This is a genomic window from Phocaeicola sp. ICN-14070 (assembly GCF_037892625.1).
Taxonomy (GTDB): domain Bacteria; phylum Bacteroidota; class Bacteroidia; order Bacteroidales; family Bacteroidaceae; genus Phocaeicola; species Phocaeicola plebeius.
On sequence record NZ_JBBKBF010000021.1, the window covers coordinates 22,385 to 38,922 of the forward strand.

Sequence of the window (16,538 nt, forward strand, 5' to 3'; positions counted from 1 at the left end):
TTCATCCGTTTCCAGCCATCCGTTCGGCTCCAGGGTTTGTCACCGCGCCAAAAGCCCGCGCCGAAACAGCTCCGGATGGCTTGCCAAACCAGCCTGGCCCCTATATAGACCGTCGCCACCACCCGTTCGCCTACACGGATGGCCGTCACCTCTTTGTTTCCAACACTTATCATACCTATTCCTCCTCGTAAATCAGGTAAATGGTCTTGCCGTCCTTTTCCGGGAGACTTTCAAACTCCTCCTCACTCATCTCCTTATGTTTGTAGCCTTGGGCTATCGCATCCTCGGCCTTCTTCGCGGCCGCCTCCGCCTTTGCCGCCGATTCACCCGCCGTTTGAATGGCCTTTTTTGTCTCCTGGGTGGCCGCTTCCATTTCCGGGGCCAGTTCCTCCACCCTTTCAGCAGCCTTGATCGCCCGGGCCGCCGCGTCATCGGCCGGCTTGCTCAGTAAGGTGATCGGGACGTTCACCAGCTTGTCACCTTTCTGTCCCGGCAGGGATTTGACCCCGCTCAGCGAGCCGACCGTCTCAAGGGATTCGACACTCTTGGACTCCGCCTTGACGACTTCCAGAATTTCCTGTTTTTCTTCTTCTGTAAATGCCATACCGCTACTCCTTTCTTTCTACAAGTTCATACACTTGCCCATAGCCTCCGGCTGTCAGACTCTCACCGCACACCTCCTTAATCAGGGTGACGTCTTCACTCTCCAAATCCAGCACGCCCCCGCCCTGGATGATACGCTGGCATAGGACATAAGCCTTGAACTTCTCGTCCCGGCCTACCGGTTTGTCTTTCCCGTAATTGAACAGGGCTTCCGCCACGGCGGTGGCGATGTTGTCGCCGCCAAGCTCGTTCCCGTCAAAGCCCCTGAATCTCCTGTTTAAGTCAACTTTCATATCTCTTGGTTTTAAATGTTTATTCTCCTGTATAGCCGACTATGATGCCGCCCCTCACGATAAGGCGTATTTTGTCAAGGTCGGGATTCTGGGCGGCACCATCCCCCCAGTTCACACCCTCGTTATACACGTATGTACCGTCGGAATTACGGCTCTTGATATACCGGAACCCTTTCGACGCGCAAACATCACTTATCAATCCGTTACCGGTGTCCCTTACATCTACCGGACCGACAAAGAACCCGGCATAGGTCATACCGCTGGCCGGGTAGGTTAAAGAGCCTGTCGATGCGTATATAGCAGCCCCACCGGATGTCGCCCCGACTGATTTTACACCAAACCGACCACTGGTAGCGCCATTGAAGGCCACGTCCACGATCCCCTCCGTCGAGGAACTCGAGACTCCCAGTTTCAAACTCCGGGAATCGTTACCGAAATAATCGCGGCTCTTCCAATACAGACGGCCGGACTCGATGGTAAAACCGCCTATCTTACCGCCACTTGCCTTGACAGTACCGCTGATATTCGCGTTCCGGGTCTCGATGCTCCCGTCCGTGAGGACCTTGAAATAGCCGTTAGCCGTAACAAGCCCCTCCAGCTCGATCTGGTCGGCCCGGATAGTGACACCGGAAACAAGGTTGCCGAACTCATCACGCTTGACATAGACCTTCAGGTCAGCGCTCTTTACAAGGCCGTTGCTTGTAACGCCCTCGGCGAACAGCCTGGAGAAATTGGCGGTAGTCACCAATCCTGATTTATTCCGCAATTCCCCGTTCTCATCGAAATGGACAGAAATCAGCCTGTTGTATTTGGCCGTCGTGATAATGGAGGATGCCTCCAGTACATTGCCATTCGAATCAAAATTAGCGGCGGCGATCTTGATCATCTTTTCCGACTGGTCAAAGAACGTGGCGTACTTGTACGCCAGGGCATCCGTCCGGTCGGTCGAGAATACCAATAAGGACACCTGGATAACACCCGTGAACGACAGCTTGAAGTCACCGGTCCCGTTCCACAGCCCGGAATGGTTGAATACCTTCTCCCCGCCGACCGACAAATCACCGTCGTAAGCGAACATGTTGAAATTCTCGTATCCGTTCTTGTTGGTATTGACAAACTCGATACGCAGGTGCCCGGCCTCGATCACCTTGTAATGGAAGGACAGGTAGACATAGCCCGGGATACGGAGCCCGTCCCCGTTCAATTCCTTAAAATCGGGGATCGTGCGAAAATCCCCGTTCTTCTGCATGATGTAGCTGTTAGTGATCCGAACATAGGGGACCTTGCCGGTCTTCACGACCTCCACGTTGCCGTTTTCGCTCGATGACAACAGTTTGTTACCGGCAAGAATCCACTTGCCGCCGAAAGTCAGGAACGCAGCCTTGTAGCCGCTGATCCATTTACTCATCCCCTCGGTAAACGTGGTATTGTCGAAAAAGCTCTGCTCCTCCCTCACCTCGTTACGCAGGCCCTCCACGGCGGACTGTATCTTACCCTCCGTGATCTCAAACCTCGTCAGGATATCCTCGCCGGTCATCAGCACAAACGTCCCTTTGAGGTACACGTTGTCGCCATAAAGACCGTTCCCGTGCGGCTGGTTATTCGCCGGGAAAGCGCTGTCCTTGATACCGTCGAGATTACCCACCCGGCAGCGCAAACAGCCGTTGAAGTTTTTCGCCATCACGCCATCCAGTATGTCAACACGTGGCTGGCCGTCCTCGGTGGCCGATATGCTGATCAGGTTCTGCCGGAGCGGGTTTTCCGTGTTACCCATCAGCACGCACTCATCACCCGCCTTCGGTTCCGTTCCGACAAACTCCCTCTGGGGTACCGTTATCCCTTCCGTGTCGCCTTCCGACACTTCCACCCAGTAACCCCGAATCTCCGCCCCCGTAAAAACGGCACAGCGCATCAGGTCATGCGCCACGAACGTGTTCTCCTGCTCAAAGGTGATACGGTAATTGTTGCCCTCCCTGGTCACGGTCTTGATCTTTCCATTAGCAGCGGAAACGATTAACTGACCACCCACGCTACGCACCTTCTCGATCAGAAGTTCCATAGCGACCAGCGTCTGGCGGACGGTGATCTTGTCAATCGTAAGGTTGCTGAGTCCCGTTATTTTATCTATCCATAACTGCCAGCCCTCGCCGAACATACCGTCCACGAAACGGGTACTGCGGAGCAATTCCCGGATAACAGCCGTCAGAAACTCGGCGTTCCCGTCGCCGTCAATATTGCCCCCGGATTCACCGGCTTTGTAATTGCCAAAATAAACCCCTTTCAAAAAACCGATCACCTCGGCTGCGGTATCCCGATGGCGTTTGCTTAGGAACTCCCTCTGGCTTCTTTTCGCAGAGAAAAGGTTGTTGTCCGTGGGCAGAGTGTTGTCGAAGCTCCGGATAATATCGGGAAGCCCGGAACTTTCAGCCTTGGCTTTCGTATAGCTTTTCAATTCCCCTATACTGTCGTTTACCCTGTCAAATTTCGATATCTGCAGGGCGTCGCTGATCTCCAGGTCCATCTCCCCGGGAAGGTTTACCCTGCGGGTGATCTTCGTAATGCGGCTCCTGCGGTAGCCGTCCTTGGGGAAATACTCGGCACTCTCCAAGCGCACACGCCGGCCGACAAACAAATCGACTCCCTGCTCCTCGATCCACACATGATCGGTCGGAGCCTTGTAAGCGGCGATATCCAGCCAGTGGTCCTTGTTGTATTCGTCCACCGCAGTCGCAAATTCCTCCTCTGCCAACCGGTAATATTTATCCGGCATCCGGATATTCCAAAGGACATAGGTGTCCCCGGCCTTCGGGACGAGCTTGCCGCCCGGAAGCTGCGTGTCATCGCCGTAAGGCCAAATCGTGATGATCTCGAACTCACGGGTCTCGCTGTCATAGTTTACTTCAAAGAAATGGTCATCGGTCTGCCCAAGCCCTGCAAGGTCTCCCGTTTGGAACGAAACCCTCTTGGTCTCACCGGTCAACTCATAATCGTTCGGATCGAAATCCATCCCGCCGTCCTTGAAGTAATAGACGGTAAAGGCCTTGCCCTCCTCGTCCGTCACCTCCTCGCTCCGGACACTGCTTACCGTACCCACCCGCCGGGGATAGATGCCGCTGAAGGCGGCCTGCTCGTAATGGTCATAGATACCGTACTCGTCCACGCCCACCTCCACGTACTTCTTTTTTCCGGGGAGCATCAGACGGGGGCTGCCGTACTTCTCGGCGTCGATGTTCCGGCTGCTGCCGATCGGAAAAAGGCGTGTGTAGAACTTCGCCGTATTGCTCGTATCCCGCTCCAGGGAGGTCAGCCCCTTGCCATATCCCAACGTGATCTCCTCGCCGTGTTCGCAACGGCACACGTTCACCGTCTGCCCCTCGACCCACCATTCGGCCTTGCCTCCCACCTTGCCGGCGATCTCCTTCAAAGCCTGGTCGCAGTACATGCCCTCATAGTCGATCACGATAAGGTCGGTACCGTCCACCTGCCCCACCTTCCAGTCGGTAATGTTACCCATGCCGTCGTTGATGGCCTTCACTACCATCGCCACATGGTCACGGGGCGTGGCCGTCAATGTAAACAGGGGATTGGTGTCGCCGTCCGTTGTCTCCAGCACAAGAAAACGCCTGATCAGGCTCTCGATACCGTACAGCTTCAGGTTATACTCCCACTCGCTCCCGCTTTTCTCTTTCGGGGTGTACCGCTCCGTCAGCCAGTACCGCTCGCCCATGTAGTCCGTGAAGTCGCCTACATCAAGAGGAATATGGGCATAATGCGTGAAGGAGAGCGCCAGCACGTTGTCACCCTGCACCTCCTTGCTCTGCGTCGAACTGTCACTTGCGGCCACATCCGCACGCTTGGCCCCGGCTTTATCGTATATCGTTAAAAGCATATTCGAATCGTCTTTGAATGGTTATATAATCGGTACCGGCTCGCGGAACTTCACCTTGAATTTCCCGGCGTGGACCCCTTCCTTCCACAAATAGGTCAGCGGGGTGAACTTCGGACTGTCCGTGTATTTCACGTGCAGGGTCAGATCAAGCTGGGGAAACGCGATGTCGAGCCACCCGTCTTTCCCCTTCTTCAGGAAATTGATGAATGCGAAGTATTTTTTCAGCCATCCCGCCTTTGTCTTGTTATATAGGGCAAAGTGCAACGTCACGTCACGCGCCTCGTTCCTCGGGGTAAGCACCGCGCTGTATTTCTCCCCGTCCTCCTCCCGTATGTCCACGGCCGTCTCCTTCTTCGTCTTGCTCGGGGTCAGGATCGCCGAGAGGTTATCCATGCCACCGCGCCGGTCCTCCACCAGGAACACGCCGTATTCCGTCCAGATGTCCGTGCCGTTCACCAGTACCAGCCCGCCCAATATATCTGCCATGTCATTTCACTTTTAGTCCGTCACGTATCATTTTCCTTATCTCATCCTTTATCTCGCCCAGGTGTCCGGCGCTCACACCGGTGTTCTCGGCTATCCGGGCCAGATGCCCTTCGGCCGTGTCCATCTTCTCCACCACGCTTTCCAGCCGGTCGTCCATGCTGCTCCAGTGCTGCAGCCCGCTGGTGAACATACCCTCCAGCTTCGTGCCCTGGTCCTGCGTCATGGCCGTATAGCCGCCCGCTTTCGCGCTCTGGCTCGTACCGCCCTGCTGCGTCTTGTCATAACCGGTGGCTGCCGCCAGGTTGTCACGCAGGTCCACCGCCTCTTCCACATACTGCAAGTATTCATCGGCCAAAGCCTTCCGCTCCGCTTCCGTCAGGTCGTTGTCTTCCATCGCCTTGCCAAACCGTTCCCACCAGCCCTTCAACTTCTCGCTGTACATCTCACCGATCTTGTTGCTCAGCATCGCCCGCATGAAGTACTCGGATATATCCTCCGCCGCCTCCTTCGCGCCATACTTCATGTCCATCAGGTTATCGATAAAGCTGCCGTACATGCCATCGAACGAAATGCCGGTAAGCCCTTCGTACAGCCGGTCGGTCAGTTCCTCCAGCTTTCCGGCCTGGTCTATGTAGTCATCAAGTTTCTCGGTAAGCCGCCCGCCGTAACCGCCCTTGCCCGTGTCCTGTATCTGTGTCCACATGTCCACGTTGCTTCTGAGGGCCTTCATCTCCTCCGGACTCAGGCTCCACAGACTGCCGTCCCACTGGCGGCCGATCTGTCCGCTCAGCTTGTCTATCTGTGCCTGGGAAAAACCATCCCAATAATAATTCCAGGAGCGGTGGCTGCCGTGGTAACCGGCCTGCGCCATCGCCATCTGAAGGTAGTTCGAATCCGTCTCTTGCTGCATCCGGTAAGCATCGCGGTAAGCGGCTACGGATTTGGTACCCTTGCTCTGTTTGATAGTGTCGGTCAAGTCCTCAATAGAAGTCTGAAGCATTTCGTTCCGGCTGGTCAGCCGGTCCATCGTGGCCTGCACCTCTTTCGCGTTACTTCCATTCCAGTTGATGGTGCCGCCTAAACTGAACAATGTCTTCACTGCGCCGCCTACCGCCTTGATACCGCCGGTAATGACACTCATCGGTTTGGTCAGGTCGATGCTTTCCAGGCCGTCCAACGTCTGCCCCAAACCTTCCAGGTATTCGCCCATCCATTCCGGCGGATCGATACCGAACTGTTCCACCAGTCCCAGCAGGTCTTCTGCCGCTCCCACGTATTCCTTCACCTGCCCCACGCTGCCGTGCAGGGCATCCGTAGCCTCGGCCAGTGCCCCCTGCCTCGCGTTTCGGGCGGCATCCAACGCGGCCCGGGCGTTCTTCTGCTCGGCTTCAGTCCCTTCTTCCACGGCCTTGTTATAGGCTTCCTGGGCCTCCTTGACGGATAAGGTCGTGGATTTTACCCGCGACATGGATGATTCCAATGCCGCAAAGGGATTGCGCTCGCTAAGTTTCCTGTCGATGGCGTCAATGGCACGTACCAGGTCTTTCAGGCTGTCCGGCTGCAAGTCCTTCTGGGTATCGATATATTCCTTCAGACGGGTACGGAGGGATTGGAGGCTTTCGGAGGATACCTTGTCGAGGTCCCCGAATACGGCTTCCCAATTCAATCCGTCCTTCAATTCCTTCAGATCAAGACCGGCCATTTTTTCCTTCAGTTCTTCCTGAAGTGTTTTCCGACCGCCTTCCGTGGTAGCTTCCGCGATACGTTTTTCATACTCCTTGGTAATGGCCAGTTTCTTTTCTTCATAGCTCCCATATTCCGCCAGGTAATCACGCATGGCCTGGGCTTCTTTTTCCCTCTCATCTTCAAAAATGGCAGCAAGAGCCGCGCTCCGGTTCTCATCGTTGGAGTCGCGTGCGCCGGCAAGGGCATCCCTCTGACCGGGAGTCAGGCCATTGCCACCGGTGGAAACACCGGCTTCCTTGTTTTCACGTTTCCATTCAGCTTCCTGACGGGCTATTTCTTCTTTTCTCTTGTTATAGTCGTATTCGATCTGTGCCAGTTTCTTTTCAGTGCCGTCTTTCATCCGGTCTATCTCCTCTTTCCGATTCTCGGCCTGGAGTGCGGCAAGTTCCTGCGCCAGCCTACGCTCTGTAGCCATACGCTGCCTGGCTTCCGTTTCCGTTTTTTTACCGGACTGTTTAGGATCGGAGTGTCCGCCGATATTTCCCTTCCTGGCGGCTTCGGCAGCTTTCCTCGTTTCCTCCTCCGCCTTCTTCAGATAACCGTCACGCTTGTTCTCCGCATTTTTCAGCAGGATATCATAAGCCTCCTGATCATGTTTTCGGATAGCCTCCTGCGCGTCATACACCTGGCCGACTTCCGCCATATTGCTTTGTATCAAATACTGCCCTATCTTTCCGAAGAATCCCATAGCACTTTCAGCCTCTTCCGGTTTCTGGGCCTTGATCTTGTTTACTTCTTCGTCAGCTTCGGCCGCCTTGCTGACCAGATTCTGGACGTTGGCCTGATGAAGCAAGACCTGCACGTAGTCCTCGCTCTTTTGGGTAAGGGTATCGTACCACTCGGAAAGGGTTTTATAATAACCGAAACTTTCCCCGTATTTGCGGTTCAGTTCCTCCACCTTCGCCTTTTCCTGCTCCTTGCTGCCGGTGAAGTCCTTTATTTCACCGATAACCGATTTCAGTTCAAAGCGGGTACGCACCATCTGGGCGCGGCCGTCCTTCTCGATCTCGGTCATTTCCTTCAACGAGATGTTGAATTCGTCCACGCCTTTCTTGGCGCTGAACAAATCCTTCGTCCACTCCACGATCTCGTCACCGTACATCACAAGCAGCATGATGCCGGTCGTAAGTGCCGTCTGCCAGGAAAAAAGAGAAGAGAGTACCTGCTTCCATACCGGCGTGCCTTTCTGCCCCGACTTCCGCAGCTCGTCGTATTCCTTACGGGCACGGGCCAGCTCATCGGTGAATATCGGCAGGTTGTTACTGATGGCCAGAAAGAACATCTGCGGTCCCATAGCCAACGAGGGCATTTCACGGGCGATCTGCTGGATACTGTTGTGCAAGCCGTTAAACTGGCGCTGCGCGTTAGGCATGTCTGAAGGCGTGACCTGTACGGTTTCCGATTCCGCCTGAAGCTGTCTCAACTTGCCACGCAATTCCTCAAGCTGCTTTTCCAGCGCGTGGATCTGGGCGATGTTGGCGCTCTGGTCCAGATTGGGGGCGGCCGTCTCACCGGCAAGGCGCAGTCTTTCCAGTTCCGCCTCCAACACCCTGACGGTGTTACGAAGCTCCAGCGCCTCACGCTCGGCCTTGTCCATGCCGGGCGTAAGGCCGTCCTTCATCAAAAATTCAACTTCTACAGGTTTCATTCCAGTCTGCTTTGAAAAAATCCTACAATATCGTCCGCCTCGTCCTCCGCGCTACGGTCCGTTCCCCGGCTGCCTTCACCGCCGCCTTTCTTCCGCCTCACATACCGGGGCGCGTCACTCAGCATCATGATCAGCGTCTGGTAATTCACCCCGTCAAGGATGTAATCCACGCTCCAGCCGGTCGCCGATGCAATCTGCCATACAAATCCAAAGGGGCTATGGGAACCTTCATACTCTGTCCTTAACTCCCCTTCCTTTTCTGGCTCAGTCTCGGCTTCATCGGGTTCGCCCGATCCACCGATCTGATAATACGCATAAAATCCTTCGTGCCTATCAGACGCTCGAACGTCCGGAACACGGTCACCAGGAATCTCCAATCGACAAGCTCCCGGAGTATCCATGCCGTCAGTCCTATGCCTACACGCCGAGCCACGCAACCCCGGCATACCGTATAAGCCAACATCCGGCTGATACCTTTTCCATGTTTGGCTACAAAGGCCATTTCCTCCGCTTTGTCCTTCGGTTTCCAGCCGGGTGCCACACCCAGTTTCAGATACTCCCTGGCCAGCAGCATCTGACCCCGAAGCCGGGGACGCTTCATTATCACACGCAGTTCCAAGGGACGCTTCTTAAAGGGGACGCTCCACCTTTTAAGAGGAACGGACACGCCACCGTCCAGCAACGCGTCCGCACACTCCATTTCTATCAGTTGCTCCAACCGGTCGTCCATACGCTAACCCTCCCCGTCCGAGGTCTGTACTTCCGCAGCGACCGCGGCTTCCGCCGCCGGTAGCTTGTACTGTTTCCACTCATCGGGAAGGGATTCAGTGTCAAACACACCGTAAGGCTGCGAACCGTCTTCCGGCATCGCCACCTCCAATGTACACTCGATCTTCGCCGTTTCTGTCAGGGTCAGCTTGCCGCCCAAATTGGAGAGCAGTGTCGCGTTGGGCATCAGGATGCTCTTCCCGGACACAAGGGCAAGTTCCCAGGGACCCTGCATCACCATCGCGGTCGAGGGAGCCGTCCAGCCCACCGGGGTTTTCTTTTCCGTGTCCTCTTTTTTGTAATGAAGAGAACCGCCCAGCAGTTTGTGCAGGTTATCAAAGTCCATCTGGATCACATTGAACGTCGGTGCTATGCTACCGTTCGACTGGGCTATGACCAGTACCGGGGCACCGGGCACCTGTTCCGCCTCGATTTTCGCCGCCTCAGGTTTCTGGCCGCCCAAGTCAAAGGAGCCTTTCTCGATATAGCCCACGACAAAATCCTTATATTTCACGGCACCGATGCCGTACATGAAATTCTTATCCGCCATCTTTCTTTTGTTTTTGAATTAATATTACCGCTAAAACGCATATCAGTATTCCAGCCCCGAAACCATATAAGAAGATTTGAACGGGGTTCGAACGCTGTTTTACCTCCGCCTCGTACAAATCCGCCATTTCCTTCCAGGCTTCCCTGTACGTCTCGGACCTGCCCGCATAATACTCGACCAGGATTTGCAGACTGTCGCAGCTCGCGTGCACGGCGATCACGTCTCCGTCGCGGCTTACCGACACGTTCGCCTGCCCGCTCTTTCCGCTATACGATGCCCTGGGGGGCAGTCTCATCAGGCTGTCAGCCGGTATCACCAGCCGTACCTCCGACTTCGGAACCGCCTCCGTCCGTACAAGGAGGACTTCTTTGGCCAGACTGTCCACCGCCATCCGATTCGCCTCCGTCCGGGAGGTCTCCTTCACAGTCTTTCGGGTGCTCGCGCAACCGGAAAAGCACAGGACAATCACCAGAATGCTTGCAATTGCCGGCATCACCGATAGCCTTGCGAAGCCGGGCCATCTCGCGCTTGGTAGACCCAAACTCCTTCTTGGTCGCACGCAGTTCTTCTCGGGTCTCATTCAATTCCTTCTTTAATGGTTCAACAATATTATCTATCAATATCCGGGTGGCTTGCTCAGTGTTGTCAATCCGGACTGTCTCGGCCTCGGCCCTCGCCTTCTCCGCCTCGGCATTCGCCTTGCGGACAGTCGCCTTCAGCGTGAGAAGCCCGATGACAGCCGCCAATAAACCGCCGCCCAGTACCAGGTTGAGTATTTCACTAAGCTCCATCTCTGATACCCGTTTATGACTTGCTTTCCGATTTCTTGACTATAAGGCCGATAAGCCATTGCACCAGTCCCGTGTCCGCGATCCCGTTCGCGACAAGGGACGCACCGAAACCGTAAAGCAGGGCTATATACCACTGGACATCCGACACAAATCCGGCATCCAGCCACCACAGCAACATGGCGCCCGCAATACCGACGCACCAGCTGACAATTTGGGTTACCCAGCCTTTCATATTCGGAAACAAGCCTTTCAAGCCTTCCGTCAATACTACCACACCGGCCGCAAAACCGGCAAACGTGCCAATCATCGTGTCATAATCTGTAACCGGAACATCGGCCACTTGGGCCATTACTGCCGACACCGTTCCAAGCATCAGCATCAAAAACAGCATAATTCGTTTCATTTCTTTCTTCTTTTTTTATTGGTTAATACCGATTTCTTTAAGCCATTTCTGTACGTCAAAACTGGGGCAGGCTTTCGCCGCCAACTCATTGTGTCCTACAATACGAACATCCGGAAAGCGGCGGTGGAAATCCTTCACATACTTCTCCAATGCCTTCTTCTGAGAGGCCGTACGTGTGTCCTTCGGAGTCTTGCCGTCAGCGGCACATCCTCCGGCATACACAATATGCCGGGAAACGGAGTTGTAACCCGCCGCACCGTTGGTGACTTCCCACGGGTCTACATTTGCGTCCTCGTTGTTGTCCACCAAACGCTCCACGCCGCCATTGAGGTGAAACAGGTCGGTGTAACCCACCTGTTTCCAGCCACGGCCGCCCTCGCTTACCGGGGCGGTGTGCCAACGGCGGATGTCCGCCGATGACACCTCACGGCCCTCCGCCGTGGCCGTGCAATGAATGACAAGGTATTTCAACCCAGCCATTACGCACCCCCTCCCTGCTTTTTGGCGGTCAGGGTGATTTTGGCCGTCTTACTACGATCGGCATCAAGGGTGAGGGTGATCGTGCCGGTCTTGTCGTTGCCGGTCGTGTTAGGCTCTGCAGTAACGGTCAGGTCCTCGTCCGTTTCCACCACCTTGAAACCTGCCGGAGCTGCGCTCGCTTTCCATTCACCGGAAGCCGTTACCGCAACCTTCTGCGTACCGCCGGTATTCTCGAACGTGAGGGTGGCCGGTTCTACGGAAATGGTTTTCTCCACGGCCTTGAACACGGGGTTGGTACGGGTATCCAGCACGACAGCCTCCTCGCCGAAAGCGATGTTCGTATCTGCTTTCATCAGCAATTTGAAAAAATACAGCTCACTGGCATTGGACACCTTGTCGATCTGGATCACGTCCTCGTCATCCTGCAAGTTGACAGCGGCGAAGAAATTGCCGTCCGCGTCCGGCGAGCAGAGGGTGGTCACAATCAGATCGTCCGGCCACGCGGAGAGCGTCTCGATGGTGATGCCCTTGTAACGCTTGCTGTTCACGTCCGTCTCGCTGGCGTTCTTGGCCTCCCGTTCGGTCAACTCATCGTCGTACTTGTCAAAATCGTTAACGCTCATGATAATGCGCAGGTTCGGATTGTTACGGATGGCCACGGGGATAGCCTTACGCACGGCCTTCAACTTCTCCAGCATGGTCGCCGGCTTACCCGATACGATGATAAGCTCGGTATCTTTCGTCATCTGTGTCAGGATACCGTTCATCAGATGGCCGTCGTCATCCCCATACGTGCCGTTGATAAAATGGTCACCCAGCTCGAACTTCACCTGCTTGGTCAGCTCGGCCAGCAGGGCGTTCTGTCCTTCAGGGGGCAGTTCGGCGAACACGAGGTTGCCCTTGGGCTGCCACTTGCGCCAAATCTGCTCGAAGGCGCGGGGATTGAACACGGTAAAGGCCATGAAGTCCACCGGGTCAAGGGATTTCTCCGAATAGTTGAAATTCCCCTTGGAATCCTCGATGCCCGGGTGTTCCTTACGTTTCTGCAACATCTTGCCGCTTTTAAGACGCGGCAGGCTGATTTTTTTCTCCACACCGGGAATGACCATGATCAGCCCCTTCTCGACGATCTCGTTCCCCGTGGCGGCAAGCGTCAGGATCTGCTCCAGTACCTCGCCGTTGTAATTGGTGTTCTTTACTACTATTGCCATTGTTTATCGGTTTAGTTTGTTCTTGATTTCCGACATGCGCTTGTCCCACGGGCTCTCGCCTCCCACTTCCACGCGCAGGTCAGTGGTCACTCTCTTTTTCGGTTTCAGGCTCCGAAGGGCTTTCTCCCCGTTCTCGCGGTCAGAGCTAAGCAGGTTCTCATACACCGGACGCGTGGTCGCGTCGATACGGCCGTCGGCCTCGGCATCGTCCAGCAATTTTTTCCTTGCCGCCTCGTCCTCCTCCTTGGCCTTGTCCGTAAAAGCCTTGTTCTCTTTTTTCAACCTGTCCACCTCGGCTGTCAGGCCGGGAACCTTTCCCGCCTCCTCCTCGAGCGCGTCCATCACGCGGAACACGTCCGAGTCCGTCGCGCAATCCTTGAAGCGCGGACGTTTCTTTACTTCTTCTAAATTCATTTGGGTATCGTTTAATGGCTGTTCAAGCCGGTTGTTGAATATGCGGTAAACCTGTTCGGGCGTACTGTCCTCCGGTACGGGATCGGCATCATAAACCCCGTCGATAAAACCCAGCGCGAGGGCCTCGTCCGCCTTCAGCCAGTGGTCGGCATCGTCAAAGTAACGCGCCCGGATATCCTCCACGCTGGTGCCCAGTTTCGGGGCGTACATCTCACAGAGGGTGTTTTCCAACGCCTCCACCTCTTCCAAACAGCGCCTGAGTTCCGTCTTGTTGCCGTAACAACCTCCAGAAACGCTGTGCAGCATCAGTCTCGCGTACTTGCTCATCTCGACGGGCTTTCCGCACAGGGCGATCACGCTGGCCATGCTGGCGGCGATGCCGTCCACATAAATATGGATATCCGCCTTGCTGCCGCGCAGGGCGTTGAAGATGGCAATACCTGTATAGACATCGCCGCCGTTGCTGTTTATCCTGACATCGATCCTTTTTCCCGATGCCTCCGCCTCCATGAGCTCGCGAACTATGGCAGCCGCCGTGACATCGCTGTATTCGCCGATGTCACCGTACAAAAGGATGCAGCAGGCGTCCTCACCGGGTATCATATTAAAAAAACGGTTCATTTCTCTATATCGCTTAGGGCGGGTTCCCGCCGTGTTTACGGTGCAAAAATGAAGGTATTTAGGGGATCAGGCAAATCGGATTTTTATCATACACGGCTTATAATGTTATCATTACGCTATAAAGCTGTATCATGCGGCAAGTTTTTTCCCGAACGTCGTTTTTTAGCCACCTTTGTCTAAAAAAAGACACTATGGCGGATAAAATGACTACCGGACAGCGCAAGGAATGGGCGAAACTGCTCTTCGTAAAGGAAAACCTCACGCAGGCGGAAATCGCCGAGCGGGTGGGGGTGTCGCGCGTCACCGTGAACAAATGGATCAACGCAGAAAACTGGGAACACCTGAAGGTATCGGTCACGATCACCAAGGAAGAACAACTAAAGAACCTGTACCGACAACTGGCCGAGCTCAACGGCAAGATCGCCCAGCGGGAACAGGGACAGCGGTTTCCCAACGCCGCGGAAGCGGATACCATCTCCAAGCTGGCGAACGCCATCAAGAAGATGGAAACGGAGGTCGGACTGGCGGATATCACGTCCGTGTTCGCCGACCTGCTCAAATGGTTGCGTACCTACGACGCGGAGCAGGCCAAACAGGTCTGCCCGCTGCTGGATGCTTTTGTCAAATCAAAACTCGCATAGGACATGGCAAAGAAAAGGCTTACACCACAGGACCGGATGGCATTGGAAGGGTGGAACGAACTGGTCGCTTCCATCCGGGAAAGCTCGGACATCAACCCGGCGGATTCCACCGCCGAGATCGAGGCCAGAAAAAAACGGCTGGAGGCGGACGACGAGGCATGGTTCCGCTACTACTTCGCGCAGTATTACACCTGCAATCCCGCCGACTTCCACAAGAGGGCGACACGGCGTATGATGGCGCATGAAAGATGGTACGAGGTCAGGGCCTGGTCACGAGAGCTGGCCAAGTCCGCACGCGCCATGATGGAGATCATCAAGCTGGCGCTGACCCGCCGGGTGCGCAACGTGCTGCTCATCTCCAACTCGCAGGACAACGCCCAGCGTCTGCTCCTGCCCTTCATGGCCAATCTTGAAGAGAACCAACGTATCATACAGGACTACGGGACGCAGAAAAAGCCGGGCGCATGGGAAACAGGGGAATTTACCTGCCAATCGGGATGTTCCTTCCGAGCCATCGGAGCCGGGCAGTCGCCCCGTGGTACACGTAACAAGAACTTCCGTCCGGACTGCATCCTGATTGACGATATAGACACGGACGAGGAATGCCGCAACCCGGAACGCATCAAGGCCAAATGGAAGTGGCTGGAAGAGGCGCTGATACCGACCATGTCCGTTTCCGGACATTACAGGGTGCTGTTTAACGGAAACATTATCGCGGCGGACTGCTGCATCACACGCGCCATCGAAAAGGCGGAGGAACTGAAGGCGAAGGGCATCGGGCATGTGGATGTCATCAACATACGGGGCAAAAACGGCGTATCCTCATGGCCCGAGAAGAACTCGGAAGAGGACATCGACCTGTTCCTCTCCCTGGTCAGCGCGTCCGCCGCCCAGAAGGAGTTTTTCAACAACCCGGTAGCCGACGGGGAGGTGTTCCAGGAAATAGCTTACGGGAAAGTACCTGCCCTTACGAAGTTCAAGTTCCTGGTCATTTACGGCGACCCCGCACCGGGCGAGAACAAAAGCAAAAAGAGTTCTACCAAGACAATCTGCCTCCTGGGTAAAATAAACGGACGTTTATACATTATCAAAACATTCCTCGACCGGGGATTGAACGCAGAGTTCATTCGGTGGTACGTGCAACTGCTGGACTTCGTAGGCGGACGATGCCCCGTGTACTGTTACATGGAGAACAACAAATTGCAAGACCCCTTCTTCCAGCAGGTGTTCCAGCCACTGGTCAGAAAGGTGCGCCGCGAGCAGGGCGTGGAACTCTACATCAGAGGCGACGAGGATAAGAAAACAGACAAGGCCACCCGTATCGAAGCCAACCTCGAACCGCTCAACCGGGAAGGGAACCTCATTTTTAACGAGGCGGAGCGGGACAATCCGCACATGAAGCGGCTGGCAGACCAGTTCCGGCTCTTCAACCTACAGCTTACATATCCCGCCGACGGGCCGGACTGCGTGGAAGGCGGGAACCGTATCATAGACCGTAAACAGCGCGACATGGAACCGGCAAAGAAGATCGCCCGAAGCGTGTTGCGCAAAAATAACAAGTACAGACAATGAGCCAATTTATCGAACTGACAGATTATGACGCCAGTATCCACCGCGAGATACTGGACGCGCTGACACGCGAGGACGAGTCCATCGTGGAGATATGCGAGGACCGTACGCTGGCCGAAATGAGGGGATACCTCTCACGGCGGTATGATTGCGACCGCCTGTTCGCCGCGACCGGTCAGGAACGCAACCAGCTGGTGCTGATGATGGCCGTGGACATCACGGTGTACCACATCTTCTGCATCCACAACCCGCGCAACATGTCCTCCGTCCGAAAAGACCGCTACGACCGGGCAAAGGAATGGCTGGAGGCGGTGGCGGACGGGAACATCAGCATCGACGGCGCACCGCTGCTGCCGCAGGAAGAACGCCGGACACGCTCCGGCTTTATCATAAAAAGTAACCGTAAACGTTCAAACCATTTTTAA

The 16,538-nt window shown here is 55.2% G+C and carries 16 protein-coding genes; 3 read left to right on the plus strand and 13 right to left on the minus strand.

The features are described 5' to 3' along the window. Nucleotides 1-175: 175 nt before the first annotated feature. The 13 genes from WKT20_RS07765 to WKT20_RS07825 all read right to left on the minus strand — a co-directional run bounded on the left by WKT20_RS07765 (nt 176) and on the right by WKT20_RS07825 (nt 13,903). On the minus strand, nt 176-604 hold the full coding sequence (locus tag WKT20_RS07765; protein WP_340417145.1) for a hypothetical protein: 429 nt from the start codon (nt 602-604) through the stop codon (nt 176-178). A 4-nt stretch (nt 605-608) separates the two neighbouring features. Then, on the minus strand, nt 609-821 hold the full coding sequence (locus WKT20_RS07770; protein WP_230329123.1) for a hypothetical protein: 213 nt from the start codon (nt 819-821) through the stop codon (nt 609-611). Between the two features lie 94 nt (nt 822-915). Next, a complete protein-coding gene (locus tag WKT20_RS07775) occupies nt 916-4,785 on the minus strand; it encodes a hypothetical protein (RefSeq protein WP_340417146.1) in 3,870 nt (1,289 codons plus the stop codon). 21 nt (nt 4,786-4,806) lie between these two features. Further along, nucleotides 4,807-5,271: a hypothetical protein gene (locus WKT20_RS07780; RefSeq protein ID WP_196041816.1), complete on the minus strand. Its 465-nt coding sequence runs from the start codon at nt 5,269-5,271 to the stop codon at nt 4,807-4,809. Between the two features lies 1 nt (nt 5,272). Beyond that, complete coding sequence (locus WKT20_RS07785; protein WP_340417147.1) at nt 5,273-8,665, minus strand: viral A-type inclusion protein; 3,393 nt, start codon at nt 8,663-8,665, stop codon at nt 5,273-5,275. Continuing rightward, nucleotides 8,662-8,793, minus strand: a complete 132-nt coding sequence (locus tag WKT20_RS07790) for a hypothetical protein (protein ID WP_340417170.1) — start codon at nt 8,791-8,793, stop codon at nt 8,662-8,664. The genes WKT20_RS07785 and WKT20_RS07790 overlap by 4 nt, the downstream gene beginning before the upstream one ends. 113 nt (nt 8,794-8,906) lie before the next feature. After that, a complete protein-coding gene (locus WKT20_RS07795; RefSeq protein WP_340417148.1) occupies nt 8,907-9,395 on the minus strand; it encodes a hypothetical protein in 489 nt (162 codons plus the stop codon). 3 nt (nt 9,396-9,398) lie between these two features. Continuing rightward, entirely contained in the window at nt 9,399-9,965 is a 567-nt protein-coding gene (locus WKT20_RS07800; protein ID WP_196042948.1) for a hypothetical protein, read from the minus strand. Nucleotides 9,966-10,285: 320 nt separating this feature from the next. After that, complete coding sequence (locus tag WKT20_RS07805) at nt 10,286-10,774, minus strand: hypothetical protein (RefSeq protein WP_340417149.1); 489 nt, start codon at nt 10,772-10,774, stop codon at nt 10,286-10,288. Nucleotides 10,775-10,787: 13 nt separating this feature from the next. Next, entirely contained in the window at nt 10,788-11,177 is a 390-nt protein-coding gene (locus tag WKT20_RS07810; RefSeq protein ID WP_340417150.1) for a hypothetical protein, read from the minus strand. A 15-nt stretch (nt 11,178-11,192) separates the two neighbouring features. Further along, the gene (locus WKT20_RS07815; protein WP_340417151.1) at nt 11,193-11,657 is read right to left on the minus strand and encodes an N-acetylmuramoyl-L-alanine amidase; all 465 of its coding nucleotides are present in this window, start codon (nt 11,655-11,657) and stop codon (nt 11,193-11,195) included. Next, complete coding sequence (locus WKT20_RS07820) at nt 11,657-12,868, minus strand: BACON domain-containing protein (protein WP_340417152.1); 1,212 nt, start codon at nt 12,866-12,868, stop codon at nt 11,657-11,659. Before WKT20_RS07820 ends, WKT20_RS07815 begins: the two co-directional genes overlap by 1 nt. A gap of 3 nt (nt 12,869-12,871) precedes the next feature. After that, complete coding sequence (locus WKT20_RS07825; protein ID WP_259012930.1) at nt 12,872-13,903, minus strand: head maturation protease, ClpP-related; 1,032 nt, start codon at nt 13,901-13,903, stop codon at nt 12,872-12,874. 191 nt (nt 13,904-14,094) lie between these two features. Between WKT20_RS07825 and WKT20_RS07830 the strand changes: the two genes are divergently transcribed. From WKT20_RS07830 to WKT20_RS07840, 3 genes are read left to right on the plus strand one after another with little or no spacing between them, the layout of a single operon-like run. Then, complete coding sequence (locus WKT20_RS07830) at nt 14,095-14,544, plus strand: helix-turn-helix domain-containing protein (RefSeq protein WP_005647416.1); 450 nt, start codon at nt 14,095-14,097, stop codon at nt 14,542-14,544. A 3-nt stretch (nt 14,545-14,547) separates the two neighbouring features. Continuing rightward, entirely contained in the window at nt 14,548-16,116 is a 1,569-nt protein-coding gene (locus WKT20_RS07835) for a hypothetical protein (RefSeq protein ID WP_340417153.1), read from the plus strand. Beyond that, entirely contained in the window at nt 16,113-16,538 is a 426-nt protein-coding gene (locus WKT20_RS07840) for a phage protein Gp36 family protein (RefSeq protein WP_195600705.1), read from the plus strand. Before WKT20_RS07835 ends, WKT20_RS07840 begins: the two co-directional genes overlap by 4 nt.